This is a genomic window from Coleofasciculus sp. (genome assembly GCF_046565525.1).
In the GTDB taxonomy this organism is placed as follows: domain Bacteria; phylum Cyanobacteriota; class Cyanobacteriia; order Cyanobacteriales; family Coleofasciculaceae; genus Coleofasciculus.
Window position 1 is genome coordinate 1 of record NZ_JBKHUP010000061.1, and the last position, 18,273, is coordinate 18,273.

The window sequence follows — 18,273 nt, forward strand, 5'->3', positions numbered from 1 at the left end:
CCCCCATTGCTTGTGGTGGGCGGCGTCAGTTTTGTAAAAGAGACGGGGCTGGGCGGGTGTGTGGGGGCGGTTTTAACTATTATCTTTTTTTCTTTTTTTCCCCCCCCCAGATGTCACTAAACCCGCCCCGACCGAGTTTTGAATCTTAAGTTTTGTAAAGTTTCCAGCCTCCTTCCATTCCCGTATATTGACGACTCAAATAGGAGTGCTAGTGGTCAATTTTATTGTGTTTTAGGGGTCAATTTCGGCTATTCTGATGTTTACGCCAAGATCTTGTACCATTAACCCCGATATCATCCTAGCGAGTGGAGATGCCAAGTTCATCGGAGCGAATGGTGATGAACTCCAGGCTGAAATCAAGGATAGTGAATTAGGCACCACGACGGGAATCGCTACGGGGACATTTCTGTTTGTCGGTGGGACTGGACGTTTCGATCAAGCACAAGGTAGCGCCGACTTTACGGTGACCCAGGATCTCAATTCAGGAACGTTTGACGTGGTGGCTCAAGGTCGCATCGATTATTAACGGTTCAGACTACCCATAAGTCTCTGTGACGTGGGGAAATGATATTGTAGAGACGTTGCCTGTAATGTCTCTACTCTCACAGGGGAAACTTATGCTGACTGAACTACAAACGCGCAAACTGACTAAATTTTTCAGTATGCACGATGCTAAATTTGATGGCGCTTTAGCTTATCAAGATTTTGAAAATATTATAAAAAAATTGGCGGCGTTAAGACACTGGGGTTCGCGCTCTCCTAGGTATCAGATTTTACTGAATAATTGTAATCGTAACTGGGAAGAATTGAAACGAGATGCCGATACAACCCACAACAAAAAAGTGAGCTTGGAAGAATGGTTGGTCTATTATGATATCATTTTGAGTGATGAGAAAAAATACCTGCACAATATCCATTTTTTCATGGAATTGGTTTTTGAGGTGTTTGATGGAGATGAGGATGGGAAAATGAGCCAAGCGGAGTGGGCAGGGCTTTTAAGTGTTTACAATGTGTCGCCTGTTTACGCTCCACGAGTATTTCCTAAATTAGATACCAATCAGGATGGTTTTTTAAGTAAAGAGGAAGTATTGCAACTGATTCGTGACTTTTTCTACAGCGACAATCCGGAAGCGCTAGCTAACGAAATGTTTGGACCTTATTGATTTAGAGGTGTGGGGGTGCAGGGAAGATAAGGGAGATAAGGGAATTATACTGTCTTCTTAGAGCGTCCGTCGAGTAACTCAATCTCCACCGAAGCCTTAACCCAAGTGCCAGATTTTCGCGCCAACAGAGGATCACGTCGTCCTCTGTTGTTGCTTTTGTTGCTGGTCATTAACAGTGATAAGTAAGCTGAAATCCAAATCCTAGTTTAAACTCCAGTATGAATCAGTTTTGAGATAAATCGCCGACTTCGGTAAACTTTATCATATTTACTGTTAAGGACTATGCAGACTAGCCAAAAACTTTCCCTTCCCACCATGGGCTGTGGAACTTGGGCGTGGGGAAACCGACTACTCTGGGGATACGATGAAAGCATGGACGATGAGTTGCAAGCTGTTTTTAATCTGTGTGTGAGCAACGGCGTCACCTTATTTGATACCGGTGATTCTTATGGAACAGGCAGACTGAATGGACGCAGTGAGCAACTTCTGGGACGATTCTCTAGCGACTATTTTGGTATAAACCAAGAGAACATTTGCATTGCCACCAAGCTAGCCGCCTATCCCTGGCGATTAACACGCGGCTCAATGGTATCCGCCTGTCAAGCCTCTGGGCGACGATTGGGGCGAAATGTTGATTTGGCACAGATGCATTGGTCTACTGCTAATTATGCACCGTGGCAAGAAGAACGGCTTTTGGATGGTTTGGCTGATCTCTACGAAAAGGGACTGGTTAAGGGAGTTGGACTGTCTAATTATGGACCCAAGCGACTCCAAGAAATTTATCCTAAGTTTAAAGAGCGAGGGGTTCCGATTGCTACGTTACAAGTCCAATATTCACTCTTGTCTACTTATCCTGTTACCGAATTGGGTATCAAAGAGGTTTGTGATCAATTGGGAATTCAACTGATTGCCTATAGTCCTCTTGCTTTAGGACTGTTGACGGGAAAATATTCTGAGAAAAGTCCATTCCCGAAAGGGTTACGCCGTTTGTTATTTAAGCAGCTATTACCCGGAATCCAGCCGCTTTTGGCATGTTTACGAGAAATAGCGTCCTCCAGAGAGAAAACCATGGCGCAAGTGGCGATTAATTGGTGTATTTGTAAAGGCACAATTCCGATCCCTGGCGCTAAAACGATGAAACAGGCACAGGAGAATATTGGTGCGCTGGGATGGCAGTTGAGTTTGGGCGAGATTACTGAATTGGATCAAGTGGCGGCAAGTTTAGATAAGGCGATGGTTCAAAATATCTTTCAAACCCGATAACTTCTATTGGTGATTGGGGAAGAGGGTAAATTTTGACCTGGGTATCAATTCGCGATCGCACCGACAACCATCCGTGTCAACTTAAGCCAAATCAGTTAGTGAGCAGGCTTCCAGGCACACTCTCGTTCCCAGGCTAAGCCTGGGAATGCCTCTGTTGAGGCTCCGCCTCCTTTGACAAGCGGCTGGAGGCGCTTAAGGAGCATTTCCAGCAATTAGGCTGGAAACGAGAATGGGTAAGGGTTGTGACTTAAGTTGACACCAAGGACTGACGACGTGCGCCCTGATTAAGGAATGTTATGGTATCATTTCCCTATACACTACTCGACTTCTAGAGTCAAACTTGGCATTAGCCGCTGTAAGTTTTTTAATGACTTACCTTGCCACGGAATATTCTGAGAGCCTTTCACAATCATTTTAATCGTCTTTTTCTGTCGAACTTTAATCGCAAATTTCGACAACATACTAATTCCCGAACTGTTGAGAAATTGCAGATCTCGTAAGTTTAGCGTCAGGATAGAGGGCTGACTGTCTATGGCTTGATCGAGTAAATCGATAATCGGCGCATATTCTTCAGAGCCACTTAGCCGCAGGGAACCTTTCCAATAAACGGTCGAATTTTCTGTATCATAAAACACACTATACGTGTCGCTTTTAACTTCCATTTTTCCCATCCTTGACAAAATTATGACTTTCTTAAAAACTTAGCAAATCAGTAAAATTAGTTATAGACTTTTCGGGAAATTAAAATTGACTTTCTGTTTGCCAATGGCTTCAAATAAATTATCGCAGATGTTAATGGCGTGATTCAAAACAACGAACCGTCAGCTCTAAAATATAGGGCATTTTAATCTTATTCTTTAACTTTTAACTTTTTAAATCGATCTTTATTTTCTCTATTATGGACAAAGGAATACTATACCATCAATCGCACCATTGTGGTGACGGTAGTAACAGGTGGTGTCTTTGCCAGGGTTTCAAACTTCCAGCCGAGGGTTGCCATGTAGTCATTGATCATGGTTAAAAATCCTAAGCGAGAAGCCGTGTTGGTTTCGTCTGCCGCATTTTGTTCTAACTGATGAATATACAACTCTTGGGGGTCTGATGTCGTCAATTGCTGGAGATACGCCTGAAAATCACCCAGGATTTGGGGAGGAACCGTATTTTTTGTTAAGAAGACTAAGCTGTTGCTATACAGGTGTAGAGCAATGCTAATGGGTTGCGGTGAGGTATCATCGTTAAACTTCATGGCGTTCTCTAACAGCTCATTGGCAATGTAACTCACGGCACTCTTAATTTCCAATTGTTGAGCTGTAACATCTGTATCCTCTTGGTTGGTCGGAAAAAATGTTACCACATAGTCAGCCATGAAATCGGCGGATAACCCATTATTCCGCCAGCGGTGCTTTAACGGAATCGAACTGGGTGAAAATTGGATAATCAGGTATTCCTCACTGGGAGGTAGCTGCTCATTGAAATCTCCAAAGATCTGAGTCATATCGCGTTTGTCGGTAGTCTGTTTGAGGAGTGCCAAAGAAAACAATAATAACTTGTTAAAGTCAGCCGTAACCTTTTTCCCAGTTCCCTATTCCCTAACCATCCTGTTTAATTGGTGCGATGCCGGAGCGATCGCGCAGTAAAGATGGTTTGGGTTTAATCACTAACAGCGTTATATCATCATAAACCTTTTGTGACCCAATATGTCGCCGCACATCATCACACAGGCTGACTGTCGCCAATTGTCACGGAGAATCCACAATAGGCTGTTATAGGAGGCGGAGCCTGGAAAGTGAAGGTGAAGTAAAACCCGCCCCTCTATCAAATTTTTCTTTGTTTAATCACAAGTAACGTGATATCATCGTAAATTTGTTGTGCCTGAATATGCTGCCGTAGGTCATCAATAACGGCTTGCCGAATTTCAACAGCAGATCGTTGCCAATTCTGACTGAGAATCTGACACAGACGTTCAATCCCATATTGTACGCCTTGGGGATTTTCGGCTTCGGGAATTCCATCGGTGTAGAGAACCACCACATCTCCAGGATTTAACTGGATTTCCGCATCGGCGACAAAATCGCTAATATCGGCGACTAAACCCACGGGAAAGCCTAAATCGATGGTATCAATCCGCTCAATTCTACCACCAGAACGCACGACTATCATCTCTTCATGTTGTCCACTCAAGCGCAGTTTATCTTGGTGATAGTCTAGGAGAGAGAGGGTGAGATTTTTATCGGATTTCATTCGCTGGATGTTGTGATAAATTGTCCGATTGAGGACACTTAAAAATTGCTTAGAATCCGTTTTCGCTCCTTCTAACAAGGTTCTCACAGCGGTTTGCACCATAATCATCAAGACGCCACTTTCTAACCCATGTCCCGTGACATCACCAATGCCAATTGTCACATGACCATTGTTTTGGAGAACATCATAATAGTCACCACCGACTTCAGTTGCGGGTTCCATAAAGCCAGCGATTTCTAATTCAGCAATCTGGTTCAGTTCCTCCTCTTTAGGTAACATCATCTGTTGCAGGCGACGTGTTACCTCAACCTCAGCACTCAACCGCAGATTTTCTGCTTTCAAGCGACTATTGAGCAGGGTAATTTCCTGATTCGCTTGAGCCAATTGAGCCGTGCGTTCTTCCACTCTCGTTTCTAATTCTTCATTCACTTTTTGGAGTGCTTCTTGACTCCGACGCAATGCGATAGTCGCTCGTTGTACCGCTTTTTGCAGTCGCACTGGCTCACTGACTAATATGTAAACTAATACCCCAGCTAATAGTGCTGATAATCCGCCCCCTATCCACAACCATTTGGAAATGGGCGCCGTTGATGACCATCTGTTGGCGGGAATCGCCGCTAATTGCCATGATCCGTTAGGCAACGTTACCTCTAAACGGACAGGATTTTGTTGAAAAATACTCCCATCGCCGAAAAATAATTCTCCTGTTTCACCCAATCCATCTTTACCACGAATTGCATACTGGAGTTGAGTGGAAGGATTGAGTAATCCGGCTTCTTTAAATAGAGTATTTTGGTCAAAACCAATACCCACTAGACCCCAATAGCGACCACTTTGGGGGGGTTTATTTAGGGGGGTGAGAAATATGGGAGTTCGACTAATAAATCCCCAATTCCCTTTGGGTTCTAACTTCAACGGACCGGCAAAAACGGTTTGTCGATTTTGAATGGCTCTCTCAATGGCTTCTCGTTCTTCAGGAATATTCATCGGGTTAAACCCAATCGCGGCTTCATTGCCTGCTAATGGATAGATATGACTGACGATGTTATCTTTATATAAACCTAAGAATTCAATTCCCTGTTGCTCTTCGATGAGGACGCTGGAGAGACGCTCAAATTCGTTTTGGTTAATGTCCGGGTTGATCGTGGACACATAAGCGATTAGCCCCCGTGTGAGAAAAAGTCGCTGGTTTAAGGCGGCTTCTAAGCGGGCTCTAGCTGCACTCAGTTGATTGAGGACATCTGAACGTTGTTGTTCCGAAAACCGTTGGCGTTCGGCTCGTTCAAAGCCCCAAACTACAGTTAGCAGAATGACTACCGTTAATGAGGCGGCAAAATAAGGAAAAATACGAGTTTTTAGGGGAGAACGGATCGCAAGCCATCGGTTATTTGTCATTGGTTAGGGAATTGCTTAAGAGGGAACAGGTACTAGGCAATAAATAGGTAATAGCCTGTTAGGGGAGGCAGAGCCTCCGGAATAGCATTCCCAGGCGGAGCCTGGGAACGAGGAGACGAGGAGTGAATGCGGAGCCGGGGAATGAGGTGAATAGTGAAACCCGCCCCTACATAACATTTCTTCTTTGTTTAATGACAAGTAAGGTGATATCATCGTAGAGTTGTTGTGCTTCAATATGCTGCCGTAGGTCATCAATAACGGCTTGCCGAATTTCGACAGCAGATCGTTGCCAATTCTGACTGAGAATCTGACACAGGCGTTCAATGCCATATTGTACACCTTGGGCATTTTCTGCTTCGGGAATCCCATCGGTGTAGAGAACAACAGTATCTCCAGGATTTAACTGAACTTGAATATGTGCCACGAAATCAGCAATATCAGCATCTAAACCAATGGGAAATCCTAAATCAATGGTATCAATTCGCTCAATATGACCTCCCATCCGCACGACAATCATCTCTTCATGTTGTCCGCTCAAATTGAGGATGCCTTTTTCATAATCCACCAAAGCTAGAGTCAGATTTTTGTCGGAGTTCATCCGCTGGACGTTTTGATAAATCGTGCGATTAAGTATATCTAAAAATTGCTTTGGATCAGTTTGGTTACTTTCCAATAGCGTTCGGACGGCGGTTTGTACCATTAAGCTTAATACCCCGCTTTCTAAGCCATGTCCGGTTACATCACCAATACTAATTTTGACGCGATCGCGATACGGTAATATATCGTAATAATCTCCACCCACTTCCGTCGCCGGTTCCATAAAACTAGAAATCTCTAAGTCAGTAATTTGATTCAATTCTGCCTCTTTAGGAAGTAGCATCTGTTGCAGGCGACGGGTAATCTCAAGTTCAGCACTCAATCGCAGATTTTCTGCCTTGAGACGTTCATTGAGCAGGGTAATTTCCTGATTTGCCCGAAACAAATCGGCTTGGGCTTGTTTGCGTTCGGAGATGTCACGAAATGTACCGGTATAAAAACAATATTGACCCGATTTCGCTTCGACAACTGTTACTTCTAGGGGAAAGCGAGACCCATCTACCCGACACCCAATAATCTCATGTCTGCCAACTTTTAATAACCGTTCCATTCCTGTATCTGTATCATCGGCTACAGGTGTTGACCAATCCAATAGCTGATGAATATCCATACTGATGAATTCGTTGATGGAATACCCAAAGATCTCTTTCGCACTCGGATTAGCGGTAACAATTTTTAGTTCGGGTTTGGTGAAGGTAATAATCGCATCCATTGCCGTTCTCACAATGGCATCGGTGCGCGTTAAAGCCTCTTCTAACGCATCCATTACCTGGTTATAGCGCTGGGCAATTTGACCGACTTGGGTAAAGGGTTCGACCGGAACTCGTAAGCTTAAATCTTGGGTCTGGGCTTGGGCTTCCATTACCTGAAACAGGTCATAAATTTCAGTTTTGGCGCGATGTTCGGACACATTTAAACCCATCTGTTCCGCCTCAACACTCACCCGCAGGGGTAAGTAACGATTGGTGATGAATAGTAGGAGATAGGTTAAACCAAATGCCCAGATGCCACAACTGACAATTCCGAGCACCTGCACACCAAGTTGAAGCACTGGATTCAAACCCGTATCCACTAATTCGGGTTGACCAAACAACGCCACCGCTAATGTTCCCCAAATCCCTCCACCCAAATGCACGGGTATGGCATCTACCGCATCATCAATCCGCCACCGTTGCAACCAATTCGACATCCAGATAGCAATAACGCCCCCAACCGCCCCAATAATCACGGATGCGGGAGAGGTGACGACATGACAAGAGGCGGTAATCGAGACGAGTCCCGCTAAAGAACCATTGATTAGGGATTCGACTTCCGGAAGTTGACACCGATACCAACTAAGCATTCCGGCTGCCATCATTCCCGCAGTACCCGCTAGCACAGTATGCACGATAATGCTAGGAACTTGCTCATTTAAGCTCAATGTGCTGCCCCCATTGAACCCCAACCAGCCAATCCACAATAGCATGGCACCTAAAACCGAAAGGGGTAAATTAGAACCGTGGATTTTTCGTGGGGGTAGATGATCGGGAAATCGCCCGGTGCGTGAGCCGATAATCATCAGACTGGCGAGGGATACCCAGCCACCGAGACTATGTACGACTGTAGAACCCGCAAAATCGACAAAGCCAAGCTGTTCTAACCAACCGACTGATTGAGCTAAATCAACCCCGTTCCACGCCCAATGTCCAAACAGGGGATAAATCAGACCGGAAACCAAACCCGCTAAGATCAGGTAAGCTCTAAACTGCATCCGTTCTGCCACCGCCCCTGAGACAATGGTGGTGGCTGTGCTGCAAAACATGGCTTGGAATAAAAAGAACGCCGCCAGCCGGGGTGTGGCTTCAACGTGAACGAAGAAATCAGTTGAGCCAATCCACCCCAGCACTGAAGTGCCAAACATAAAGGCATATCCGAACGCCCAAAATAAGGCGATAGATATGCCCAAGTCAGCTAAGTTTTTGATGGCAACATTGATACTATTTTTCGAGCGCGTCAGCCCTGACTCCAGGCACATAAACCCGGGTTGCATCAGGAATACCAAGCCAGAACAGACGAGGAGCCACAGAATATCAATCACTTATATCTGCCCCTTGTTTTTGGCATATAAATATATATCATCCTTACAGATATGCCAGGTCTAATTCCAGAACCTTGAGGATAGGTACAGCTATTTTCTGGGCGCAAGGATGGTGCCCCTACCATCTTCTCCTAGGCGTTGGTTTAATGCATGATCATCTATGTCCTACCATCCCCCTTGTTGCTGGATAATCCCGGCTAGGGCTTGTTGTTTAGTCTGTTCGTTCTCAATGTTAGAGGCTATCTGTCTGGCTTGGGATAAGGTTTCTAGGGCTTTGGGCTGATTATCTGCGATCGCGTAGTGTTGAGCCAGTTGCCGCAGTAGGCTGGTTTTATATGTTGCATCCGTTAATCCATTCGCCACTTGTTTGACAAAATCATCACGTTTCTTGCTCAATGCCGCATCAATTGTTTCCCAAAGTTGAGTTTGCCATTGTCGGGGCTGCTCAATCTGCTTAGCCGCTTCCAGTGCAGCCGTTACGGTTTTCCCGGCGGCTAAACTATCACCTGCATTAGCATACTTTAGCGCAAGTTTAATTAAAATTGTCGCTTTGGTTTCAGGATTGGTAATCCCTTGGGCAATATCTGTGGCAAAATCATAGCGCCAGGTTTCATCCTGATAAATGTGATTCAAATCATTTAAATTTGCCAGGGGTGCGGCTGTATTTACGAGTAATTCATCCCGCTGTTGCTCGTCCCGAATTGTATTCGCAACCGTTAAAGCTTGGCTGAGTTGCTCGGAGGCGATAGATAGATTACCTTGTGCCGCAGATGTTTGAACCAAGGTTAAGATCATGCGGGTTTTATCGAGTTGATTCGGAACCCTTTCAATAATCTTTAGCGCCCGGTTCTGAGATTTATCCTGAGCCAAGACTGTGGCTAAATTGGTTAAGTGATTGGACTGTTCATACTCAGAATTCAACCCCTGAATCATCTCTAAGGTTTGACGAGTTAACGGGTCAACATCTTCTCCCAGGTTTAGATCAATTCCAATTTTGGAGATCATTAATGAAATTTTTTCAGCATCGCTTTCCAATGTCCCAATGGCAGAACTTGCCGTATTTAACAGTTCAACTCCTTTGGCTGTATTTCCCCACTGAATCAATTGATTGGCAATTTTCATTAACAGGGATAGTTTTTCATATTTCTGTTCGACTGTTTCCACTAAGGGCAGAGTCTTCTCAATAATCTCAAGTCCGGGCTGAGGATTTCCTAATTCGGCATAAGCTGTGGCAATAGCTAAGGATTCTTGGATGATGTCACGATTACTGGTTAGGCTGGGTACCTCTGCGAGTGCGATCGCGAGAAGATCGGCGGCTTGCTCCGGATTCCCTAGTTCTCTATACCTTGCCGCAATCTGGCGCAGGGCTTGACTTTTTGTCCAAACGGGTATATCAAAAGCATATTGAGTTTCAAAGTTTTGCACCGATTGTGTGGCTAATTCCAGAGTTTCGCGGGCAGCTTGCTTTTGTTCTAAGGCGATATAATCATCGGCAATAGGGATGAGAAGACTAGCATTCGGTTCCGTCCAAAATAGACTCCGTTCTGGAACCACAGAAATGGATTCAATCGTTTTGGCAATAGAAAGCGCTTGATTGAGAAAGGAAACCGCTTGATTTTTTTGACCCATTCTTGCCCCATGACGAGCAATCGTTTGTAACGTTTTTACCTGATCTTCCTGATTCGTTAGGGTTAGGGCAACCTCCTGAGCAAAGTCATATTGCCCAGCTTCTAGTGCTTGCTGAATAATCGAGTCAAATAGCTCAACTTTAGGATCTTTATATTCGGCGAGGGGTAATAAGATCCGATCTGGAATCGGTTTGGCATACTTAAACACCTCCCTATATTGTCCCTGACTCAGATAAGCATTCGCCAGCAAAAACCGATTGTATGCGGTTTGGTAATCCTTTGCCCCTGTCAGATTATTCAGAATTATATTAACTTGGTTTTGCTGTCCGGTGGCTAGAAAATCTTTAACCCAATCAAATAATAAGAATTCATCAGTTTTTTTACTCAGTTCAAAGGCTTGGGAAACAATTGACGCCGCTTTTTCCTGCTGTCCCACGGCTACCAGCGCTTGGGCTAAATTTCTTAAGGTTGTGACTTTTAGGGAGAGATTAGTAATGATTTGACCACTTTCTAAAGCAATATCATAGCGTCCGGAACGCCACGCCGCCTCAGCTAGCGATCGCGCGATGCTATCTTGATTTTCACTATTAGGTATTCCCTGAACAAATCCTAACGCTGATTCGTATTGATGGCGCTGGATATATTCCGCTAAAATAGCAGATTGAGCCAGGTATTGCTGATAGCTATCGGCTTCCAGGGCTTGGCTGAGGGGAATTACCGTTTCAAATTGTCCTTGATGGGCATATCCGGCTATAATTTCTACCAAGGCTCTATGTTTAGCGGCATCAAGTTCTAAGTTCTGAGCATAGTCCAACGCTTGTGAGTAGTTTTGCTCATTGATATAGGCTTGAGTCAGCAACACCTCCCCTTGCATCCGGACTGAATAGCCTTGATTATCCGGTAGTAGTTCATCATAGCTAATTCTTGAGAGTCGTGCGATCGCGTCTGGGTAAGCGCCAATTTTGCTATACTCTGCGATAATCTTGACTAAAAGCGGGTTGCGGATAGTTTGTTCCTCTAGGGTTTGCGCCAGTTCAAAGGCTTGTGATAAGAATCGGGTAGCCTGAGCCAACTGATTCACCTTAGCTGAAGCACGAGCGTTTTCAATCAACTCCCAAACCTGATCAAGTTTAAGAGTTGAGTTTTGAGTGAGAGCGTAGAGGTGATTCTCGTTTCTCTTATCTAGCGATGGATTAGCTAAAGCCATTTCCAACGCCGTTACGCTACCCAAACAACCGACTATTATCAGCACAATCCATCGTTTCATAACCTTATAACTCCTTAACCGCAGATTTATGCGGCAATGAATTCTGTCGTTGTACAGAGGTTGACTGGGAATCCGGCAAATTTGTGTCTGGAGAGGAAGGGTAGATTTTGTATCCCATGTACACAGCTAACCAATCATCAAATACCGAAAATTAGGAAAAAACACTATGCTTACCCAAATACGCCGTCTGTTGAATCGGTTTTTTAGAAGATCAAGGACAATCAACGATGAACCTCTGAACAAGATAAGTTTGATTGTCATTATTTTGATTGATATTTTTATTTTAGTCAATGTTTTTACCGGACTGAATGATATTAGCCAATGGTATATTAGCCCTTCCTCGGCTTATCCCTGTTATTCTGAGTGGAAAAATTACCAAACCCAAACAACTTCAGATAAAGATTATGAGATTATCCAGTCCTCAGTTATTTCTGCAAGAAACTATCAATCTACTTTCCAGCAAACCTATCAACAAGCAGCGGTAGGACATCTAGGTACTGTTTCTCCAACCTGCCTAGAGTACGGCAGTTATAAAGATAAACTCAATAATCCAGAAAATCAGCAAATCATAGCGGCTATTGATCAGAAACAAGAACAAATAAGTCAGCTTGAACAAACGAATCGCAGTATTCGTGAGCAGTATGACTCAACTCTATTGGAAAAAATAGCAGGTCAGTCTCGTGATCAGTCCATTAATAGAGTGGGTGCAGAGCAAGCCAAACAGCAACTTGAACAAAATAACCGCAATATCGCTAGGCTTAAACAGGAAATTGCTGAGCTTAAAAATCAACTGACGGCAAAACCCGAAAGTTTAGTTTTTATCAATTTCCTTAAGGATGACGGAACATTTCAGTCCATTGAAAATGCCTACCAGCGGGCATCCTTTTGGTATCCGAGCATCCAATTCAGCTTTCAATCGCTTTTCCTGTTGCCACTGATTTTCCTTTCTTTATCAGTTTATAATTTTGCTCAACGAAAAGGATATGGACTTATTGCCCTAATTAGCTGGCATTTGTCAGTCGTCTTTTTTGTGCCACTCATCTTTAAGCTCTTTGAGTTTCTGCAATTTGGTGCAATCGTTCAATTTCTCGTTGATATCATTAGTACTCTTTTAGGCGGACTGGTTTTTCTGATCAGTTATGCTTATATCTTACTAATTCCTCTGATTGGGTTTGGCATTATCAAGTTTTTCCAAAAAATTGTCTTTAATCCCAAAGTACAAGCAGCTAGTCGAGTTCAAAAATCACGATGTATCCGGTGTGCTAATAAAATTCCGACCCATGATGCTTACTGTCCCCACTGTGGTTTTTATCAATACGCTGAATGTCATAATTGTCACGGGATGACTTATAAGTATTTACCGTATTGTAAACAATGTGGACAGTCTCAAGATTCCAATTAATAGTAGATTCGTTGTTACGCTGTCTTCGTCATAAGCACTCGCGATCGCGTACCACAAACGCTTAAGCTGTAGGTTTAGTTGACGCCAGAAGGTTTATCCTTACAAACAAACAAGACATTTCTTACTAGATGGCTACAAGTGCTATAATTTGTTGAGTGGTTAAAGCAAAATGTCAACGCTATATAACATCAGGTTACATTAGAAAATGAGTGCGATCGCATCCTTGAGGTTAATTTAAATTGGGTATGAGTAGCGAGCAAGATGCTCGCACTACGGCAAGGATTTCGCCATGAGTAACATTAAGGTTTAAATGCCGAACGGCTTAAGCATTTGGGTATCACCGAAACCCTTGATCTACCGTAGGGTGGGCATTGCCCACCAGCCTCATCTGAACGTACCATTTAAGTTAAGTTAATATACCGGACACAAGCCAGTGCGATCGCGCCACAGTCGTTAGCATTTTAACCAGACGTTTACAGCGTACTGCTATGATGCTTTGTAGAGGACTATCTACAGTTAGGAAAGATGACTGAATTACTTCAGCGCGTTATTGCACAGCTTGAGAAATTGCCAGAAGAAGAGCAAGATGCGATCGCTACTCGTCTTTTAGCAGAATTAGAAGATGAACGGGCGTGGAAAATTCGTTTTGAATCCACGACCAACGAGCAATGGGATAAGCTAGCCCAAATGGTTCGTCAGGAAATTGCGGCTGGCGATATCACTCCACTTGATCAGGTTTTCCCGCCTAAGACATGAAATCGAGTATAACAAAAGCATTTCGCAAGCAGCTAGGTCAGCTACCAGAATCACTTCGGGAACAGGCTCGTAAAGCATACGCCCTCTGGCGATCTGATCCTTATCACAACAGCCTTCAGTTTAAACGGGTTAGTCAACGTCAACCAATCTACTCAGCTCGTATTGGATTGAACTACCGAGTTTTAGGTTTACTGGAGAAAGACCATATTTATTGGTTTTGGATTGGTAGCCATGCAGAGTATGATGAGCTGCTTCAAAGGTTGTAGTGCGATCGCGTCTCAGATGCTGGAACTTGTCCCATCGCACCGTAGACGGTCTGCCAAGCTATTATGGTGGTGACTAGCCCTTAGTTCGTGTCACCCATGTCTATCTCTCAGCCTTTAGCTATTCCACCTGGATTCGAGCAGTTAAGCAAGGAGCAGCAAATTGATGAGGAAGATGTAACATTTGTAACACTTGGAAATTTAGCACCTGTCGAGATCAGAGGTTTGATAGTATCTGCAAAAATTGCGTCTTTCTCTCCAGTGCGCTTGTCATACTCTAATAGATGTAGGTAAGATACAATTGATAGACTAACCTTCTGAGGAGCAAGTATTGATGGAGTTGTTCACTATTGGTCACTCTAACCACACAATAGAAGGTTTTATATCTTTGCTACAGCAACATGGTGTCACTGCTATGGCTGATGTGCGTTCGCATCCATACAGCCGTTTCTTGTCACACTTCAAACGCAAAGAGTTGAAAGAAGCTTTATCAAAGGAAAAAATTGACTATCTATTCTTGGGACAAGAACTAGGCGCAAGACCCAACAACCCACAGTGCTATGTTAATGGAAAAGCTGTTTACGAGAAGATTGCTGCAACTGAGACATTCCAAGAAGGAATTCAAAAAGTTTTAAAGAAGTTAGAGAAACACAGAATTGCGTTAATGTGTGCAGAACAAGATCCTTTAACCTGTCACAGAGCAATCTTAGTTTGTCAACATTTACGGAACTCTAATTTGCAGATTAATCACATTTTGAAGAATGGTGATATAGAGTCTCATTTTGACCTAGAAGATAGAATGCTAAAGAAGCATGGTTTTATGGTTAAGGGACAACCTATTCAACTTTCTCTATTTGACAATGAATTAAGTAACTTGCTAACAAGAGAGGCATGTTTGGAAAAATCCTATAAACTTCAAGGTGATGAAATTGCATACGTAGAGAAAAGGAATGATGACCATGAGCGATCAAATCAATCTTTTCACAATCGGGTTTACTCAAAAGAGTGCTCAAAAATTCTTTGATACGCTTAAACAAGCAGGGATCAAGACAGTTATAGATACTCGTCTAAATAATATTTCTCAGCTAGCCGGATTTACAAAAAAGAAAGATTTGGAGTATTTTTTAAAGACAATTTCAGATATCGACTATGTTCATCTTTTAGATTTAGCGCCAACTAAAGATATTTTGGATGAGTATAAGAAGAAGAAAAGGGATTGGGAAACATACGAACAAAAGTTCTTGCAGCTTATAGCTGATCGTCAAATTGAAAAAAAAGTCTCTCCGGATCTGATGGATGGCGCTTGTTTGCTCTGTAGTGAAGCCAAGCCTCATCGATGTCACCGTCGGTTAGTTGCTGAGTATCTCAACGGAAAGTGGGGCAACGTTAGTATATGCCATCTATGAAGAAAATTATTTGCCTTGCCAATTCACGGAAACTAGATGAACGTTGCATTGCTGGAATTGATCTCAATACTGGTAAATGGGTTCGCCCTGTTTGCGATGATCGATATCCTGAAAGATGGTCGAATTCCAAAATCTATTCGACTTGTTGAAGGTAGAGAACCAAAACTACTTGATATCCTAGAAATTCCACTGTCTGATACTGGCAAAGATTTTGGGTTTGAATGCGAGAACCTATCAGTTTTAGATGGTGACTGGAAATGTGTAGGTAGAATACAACCAACTAATTTACTCAGGTATTGTGGAAACAGCCAAATACTCCATAATTCGTGGAAATACGTTAATCCTTCTTACTTGCAGTCTCTACCATTTGAACAACGTCGTACTCTTCAGTTAGTTCGCGTTGTCAGCTTTTCTGCTCAAAACAGTGGGTATAATAAGTGGCGAGGTACTTTTCAAACTACTAATGGTCAATCTTTGGAAGATGTAAAGATCACAGATCCTGTTTTTGTTGATAAACTGAACGCAGGATATCAACCTAAAAACAACTGTTTGTTAACAGTGAGCCTCAGCATGCCTTATACACCTTATTCTGAGTGGGAGGGTGAAGCTCCATGCTGGAAATTAATATCAGGTGTAATAGAGCTATAATATACACTTGAATGTGACTGCCCATCCCCATAGCTCGAACTAAAACCAGCCAACCCAACACCTAGACAAAAGGGGCGCGACAAAAGCCACACCCCCTCACTTAACTAACTCAACCCAAACAAGCCGCCAAATCCTCATCCGGTGTTGTAATCGCCTTCAACTGATACTTCTCCGACAGCAATTTAAAAACATTCGGAGAAATAAACGCGGGTAACGTCGGACCTAAACGAATATCCTTAATTCCCAGATACAGCAGCGTCAACAACACAGCAACCGCCTTCTGTTCATACCAAGACAGAATCATCGACAAAGGCAATTGATTCACATCCATATCAAACGCCTTGGCTAATCCCAACGCAATTTGAATCGCGGAATAGGCATCATTACATTGTCCCACATCCATCAACCGAGGCAGAGAACCAATTTCTCCCAACTGCTTGTCAAAGAAACGGAACTTACCACAAGCTAGAGTGAGAACAATACAATCTTCCGGTACTTTTTCCACAAATTCAGTGTAGTAATTGCGCTCTGGTTTCGCGCCATCACAGCCGCCAACTAGGAAGAAGTGACGAATCTTACCTTGTTTAACCCCATCAATTACTTGATCCGCCACATTTAACACCGCATTCCGAGCAAATCCTGCCATTACCTGACGCGGGGGTTGCTCTTCCACAAACCCAGGCATATCTAAGGATTTTTGAATTGCTGGGCTAAAGTCGGGGATGTTACCCTCCTCCGCCGGAATATAGTTGATGCCGGCAAACCCAACAGGACCAATCGTAAACAGTTTCTCATCATAGGTGTCATGGGGCGGCATCAAACAATTGGTAGTGACAATAATCGCCCCCGGAAACTTAGCAAACTCTTTAGTTTGATTCTGCCAAGCTGTACCATAATGCCCATACAGATGGGGATAGTTCTGTTTGAGTAAAGGATAACCGTGAGCGGGTAAAAGTTCACCGTGGGTGTAAACAGTAATCCCTGTATCCGCCGTCTGTTTCAGGATAGCTTCCAGTTGTCTGATATCATGTCCAGAGACAAGGATAGCTTTGCCTTTTCGGGGATTCAGGGGAACAGGGGTTGGCGTGGGATGTCCGTATGTATTGGTATGTCCCGCATCCAATAATTCCATCGCCCGCAGGTTCATTTCTCCCACCTTTAAGGCTAAATTTACCCAATCATCCAACGTGAAATCTTGATGATTCAGGGCATCTAAGGCTTCTTGAATGAAGTGATACACCTGCTCATCTTCTTGTCCCAATTCTTGGGCATGAAAGGTGTAGGAAGCAGCACCCTTAATCCCATAGAGAACCGTGAGTTTCAGGGAGAAGATATCAACATCCCGCGCCGATTCACTAATGAAGCCTAATGCCAAATCTTGACCCTGTTCGACTAAACTCTCATTAAAGTCAGGATGATACCCAGACACTCTTGTCCATTTGACGGGTTCTGGGCTAACTTCTTTGACTTTAGCTTTTAAATTATCTCGCTTCTCGATACAGTCACGGACATACTGAGTAAAGCGTTTCCGGTCAAAATTGACATTCGTCATCGTGGCGAATAAGGATTCGCAGGTAAAGACATCCTCATCGTGAGTAGAAATGCCTAACTGATGGGCTTTAATAACCACTGGCGCAAGTCCGCGCAAGCAGTAGACTAATAAATCTTGAACGGCGTTAAGTTGAGGGCTTTTGCCACATGCGCCCCATTGATGACAGCCATTACCACTGGCGGTTTGTTCACACTGTTCGCAAAACATGAGTTACTTTTTCCTATATCAGTCTCTATGTCTCTACTCTAGGAAATTTTTGGCAGATAACGCTTTGACTTAAGTCAATTTTTGTAATTTCCGGCAGTTTGTAAAGAAGTTTTACAGCTTCATGCCAGTTTTTTGGGCGCAAGCCTTGCGCCCCTACAAATACAAGGCTAATGGATCAAAATTACCTCTATCTTTAGGTAGAAATTCAAGTTTTCAACTGTTTAGCCCAGGTTTAATATCTTTCCAGCGTCTAGCTTTAATATGATGCTGTTTGAGCAATCGGTTAAAGTCTTCGGTATCCGTTGTGGCAATAATTACGTCTATTCCTATAAACCATGCGCCCGATTCTTTCCGGGGCGCGGCGGTTATACGAATCGGTGAGTTTCCAGACAACACACACTTAAATCG

19 protein-coding genes are annotated in these 18,273 nt (G+C 43.5%); 10 read left to right on the top strand and 9 right to left on the bottom strand.

All coding sequences use genetic code 11. The features are described from left to right. The first annotated feature begins 256 nt into the window (after positions 1 to 256). Together ACLGGO_RS21075 and ACLGGO_RS21080 are read left to right on the top strand one after the other, a co-directional pair. The gene (locus ACLGGO_RS21075; RefSeq protein ID WP_446420782.1) at positions 257 to 526 is read left to right on the top strand and encodes a hypothetical protein; all 270 of its coding nucleotides are present in this window, start codon (positions 257 to 259) and stop codon (positions 524 to 526) included. 91 nt (positions 527 to 617) lie between these two features. Then, positions 618 to 1,163, top strand: a complete 546-nt coding sequence (locus ACLGGO_RS21080; RefSeq protein WP_446420783.1) for an EF-hand domain-containing protein — start codon at positions 618 to 620, stop codon at positions 1,161 to 1,163. Between the two features lie 44 nt (positions 1,164 to 1,207). Here the strand turns inward: ACLGGO_RS21080 and ACLGGO_RS21085 are convergent, their stop codons facing one another. After that, entirely contained in the window at positions 1,208 to 1,333 is a 126-nt protein-coding gene (locus ACLGGO_RS21085) for a hypothetical protein (protein WP_446335034.1), read from the bottom strand. A gap of 112 nt (positions 1,334 to 1,445) precedes the next feature. Between ACLGGO_RS21085 and ACLGGO_RS21090 the strand changes: the two genes are divergently transcribed. Continuing rightward, positions 1,446 to 2,426 (top strand): aldo/keto reductase, encoded by a 981-nt coding sequence (locus ACLGGO_RS21090; RefSeq protein WP_446420784.1) that lies wholly within the window; start codon positions 1,446 to 1,448, stop codon positions 2,424 to 2,426. 317 nt (positions 2,427 to 2,743) lie between these two features. Here the strand turns inward: ACLGGO_RS21090 and ACLGGO_RS21095 are convergent, their stop codons facing one another. The 6 genes from ACLGGO_RS21095 to ACLGGO_RS21120 all read right to left on the bottom strand — a co-directional run bounded on the left by ACLGGO_RS21095 (position 2,744) and on the right by ACLGGO_RS21120 (position 11,631). Next, positions 2,744 to 3,088 carry a slr1659 superfamily regulator gene (locus ACLGGO_RS21095; protein ID WP_446335036.1) on the bottom strand — a complete coding sequence of 115 codons (345 nt, stop codon included), beginning with the start codon at positions 3,086 to 3,088 and terminating at the stop codon, positions 2,744 to 2,746. A gap of 251 nt (positions 3,089 to 3,339) precedes the next feature. Then, positions 3,340 to 3,921 (bottom strand): slr1658 superfamily regulator, encoded by a 582-nt coding sequence (locus tag ACLGGO_RS21100; protein ID WP_446420785.1) that lies wholly within the window; start codon positions 3,919 to 3,921, stop codon positions 3,340 to 3,342. Between the two features lie 94 nt (positions 3,922 to 4,015). Next, a complete protein-coding gene (locus tag ACLGGO_RS21105) occupies positions 4,016 to 4,162 on the bottom strand; it encodes a hypothetical protein (protein ID WP_446420786.1) in 147 nt (48 codons plus the stop codon). Between the two features lie 79 nt (positions 4,163 to 4,241). Then, positions 4,242 to 6,062, bottom strand: coding sequence for a SpoIIE family protein phosphatase (locus ACLGGO_RS21110; protein WP_446420787.1), 1,821 nt, complete (start codon positions 6,060 to 6,062; stop codon positions 4,242 to 4,244). A gap of 166 nt (positions 6,063 to 6,228) precedes the next feature. Continuing rightward, entirely contained in the window at positions 6,229 to 8,736 is a 2,508-nt protein-coding gene (amt, locus tag ACLGGO_RS21115; protein ID WP_446420788.1) for an ammonium transporter, read from the bottom strand. A 165-nt stretch (positions 8,737 to 8,901) separates the two neighbouring features. Further along, positions 8,902 to 11,631 carry a hypothetical protein gene (locus tag ACLGGO_RS21120; protein ID WP_446420789.1) on the bottom strand — a complete coding sequence of 910 codons (2,730 nt, stop codon included), beginning with the start codon at positions 11,629 to 11,631 and terminating at the stop codon, positions 8,902 to 8,904. Between the two features lie 166 nt (positions 11,632 to 11,797). Between ACLGGO_RS21120 and ACLGGO_RS21125 the strand changes: the two genes are divergently transcribed. The 7 genes from ACLGGO_RS21125 (at position 11,798) to ACLGGO_RS21155 (ending at position 16,106) form a co-directional block, all read left to right on the top strand. Continuing rightward, on the top strand, positions 11,798 to 13,033 hold the full coding sequence (locus ACLGGO_RS21125; RefSeq protein ID WP_446420790.1) for a hypothetical protein: 1,236 nt from the start codon (positions 11,798 to 11,800) through the stop codon (positions 13,031 to 13,033). 525 nt (positions 13,034 to 13,558) lie between these two features. Further along, on the top strand, positions 13,559 to 13,789 hold the full coding sequence (locus ACLGGO_RS21130) for a hypothetical protein (RefSeq protein ID WP_446355510.1): 231 nt from the start codon (positions 13,559 to 13,561) through the stop codon (positions 13,787 to 13,789). Further along, a complete protein-coding gene (locus tag ACLGGO_RS21135; protein ID WP_446420791.1) occupies positions 13,786 to 14,055 on the top strand; it encodes a type II toxin-antitoxin system RelE family toxin in 270 nt (89 codons plus the stop codon). The genes ACLGGO_RS21130 and ACLGGO_RS21135 overlap by 4 nt, the downstream gene beginning before the upstream one ends. Before the next feature lie 331 nt (positions 14,056 to 14,386). After that, complete coding sequence (locus ACLGGO_RS21140; RefSeq protein WP_446420792.1) at positions 14,387 to 15,076, top strand: DUF488 domain-containing protein; 690 nt, start codon at positions 14,387 to 14,389, stop codon at positions 15,074 to 15,076. Further along, positions 15,012 to 15,458: a DUF488 domain-containing protein gene (locus tag ACLGGO_RS21145; RefSeq protein ID WP_446420793.1), complete on the top strand. Its 447-nt coding sequence runs from the start codon at positions 15,012 to 15,014 to the stop codon at positions 15,456 to 15,458. Before ACLGGO_RS21140 ends, ACLGGO_RS21145 begins: the two co-directional genes overlap by 65 nt. Continuing rightward, on the top strand, positions 15,455 to 15,607 hold the full coding sequence (locus ACLGGO_RS21150; RefSeq protein WP_446420819.1) for a dual OB domain-containing protein: 153 nt from the start codon (positions 15,455 to 15,457) through the stop codon (positions 15,605 to 15,607). The genes ACLGGO_RS21145 and ACLGGO_RS21150 overlap by 4 nt, the downstream gene beginning before the upstream one ends. Further along, the gene (locus ACLGGO_RS21155) at positions 15,555 to 16,106 is read left to right on the top strand and encodes a dual OB domain-containing protein (RefSeq protein ID WP_446420794.1); all 552 of its coding nucleotides are present in this window, start codon (positions 15,555 to 15,557) and stop codon (positions 16,104 to 16,106) included. The genes ACLGGO_RS21150 and ACLGGO_RS21155 overlap by 53 nt, the downstream gene beginning before the upstream one ends. Before the next feature lie 109 nt (positions 16,107 to 16,215). Here ACLGGO_RS21155 and hcp read toward each other — a convergent pair whose 3' ends face one another. Then, positions 16,216 to 17,865, bottom strand: a complete 1,650-nt coding sequence (hcp, locus tag ACLGGO_RS21160; protein ID WP_446420795.1) for a hydroxylamine reductase — start codon at positions 17,863 to 17,865, stop codon at positions 16,216 to 16,218. A gap of 213 nt (positions 17,866 to 18,078) precedes the next feature. Next, positions 18,079 to 18,258, bottom strand: a complete 180-nt coding sequence (locus ACLGGO_RS21165) for a hypothetical protein (RefSeq protein ID WP_446420796.1) — start codon at positions 18,256 to 18,258, stop codon at positions 18,079 to 18,081. Positions 18,259 to 18,273 lie beyond the last annotated feature (15 nt).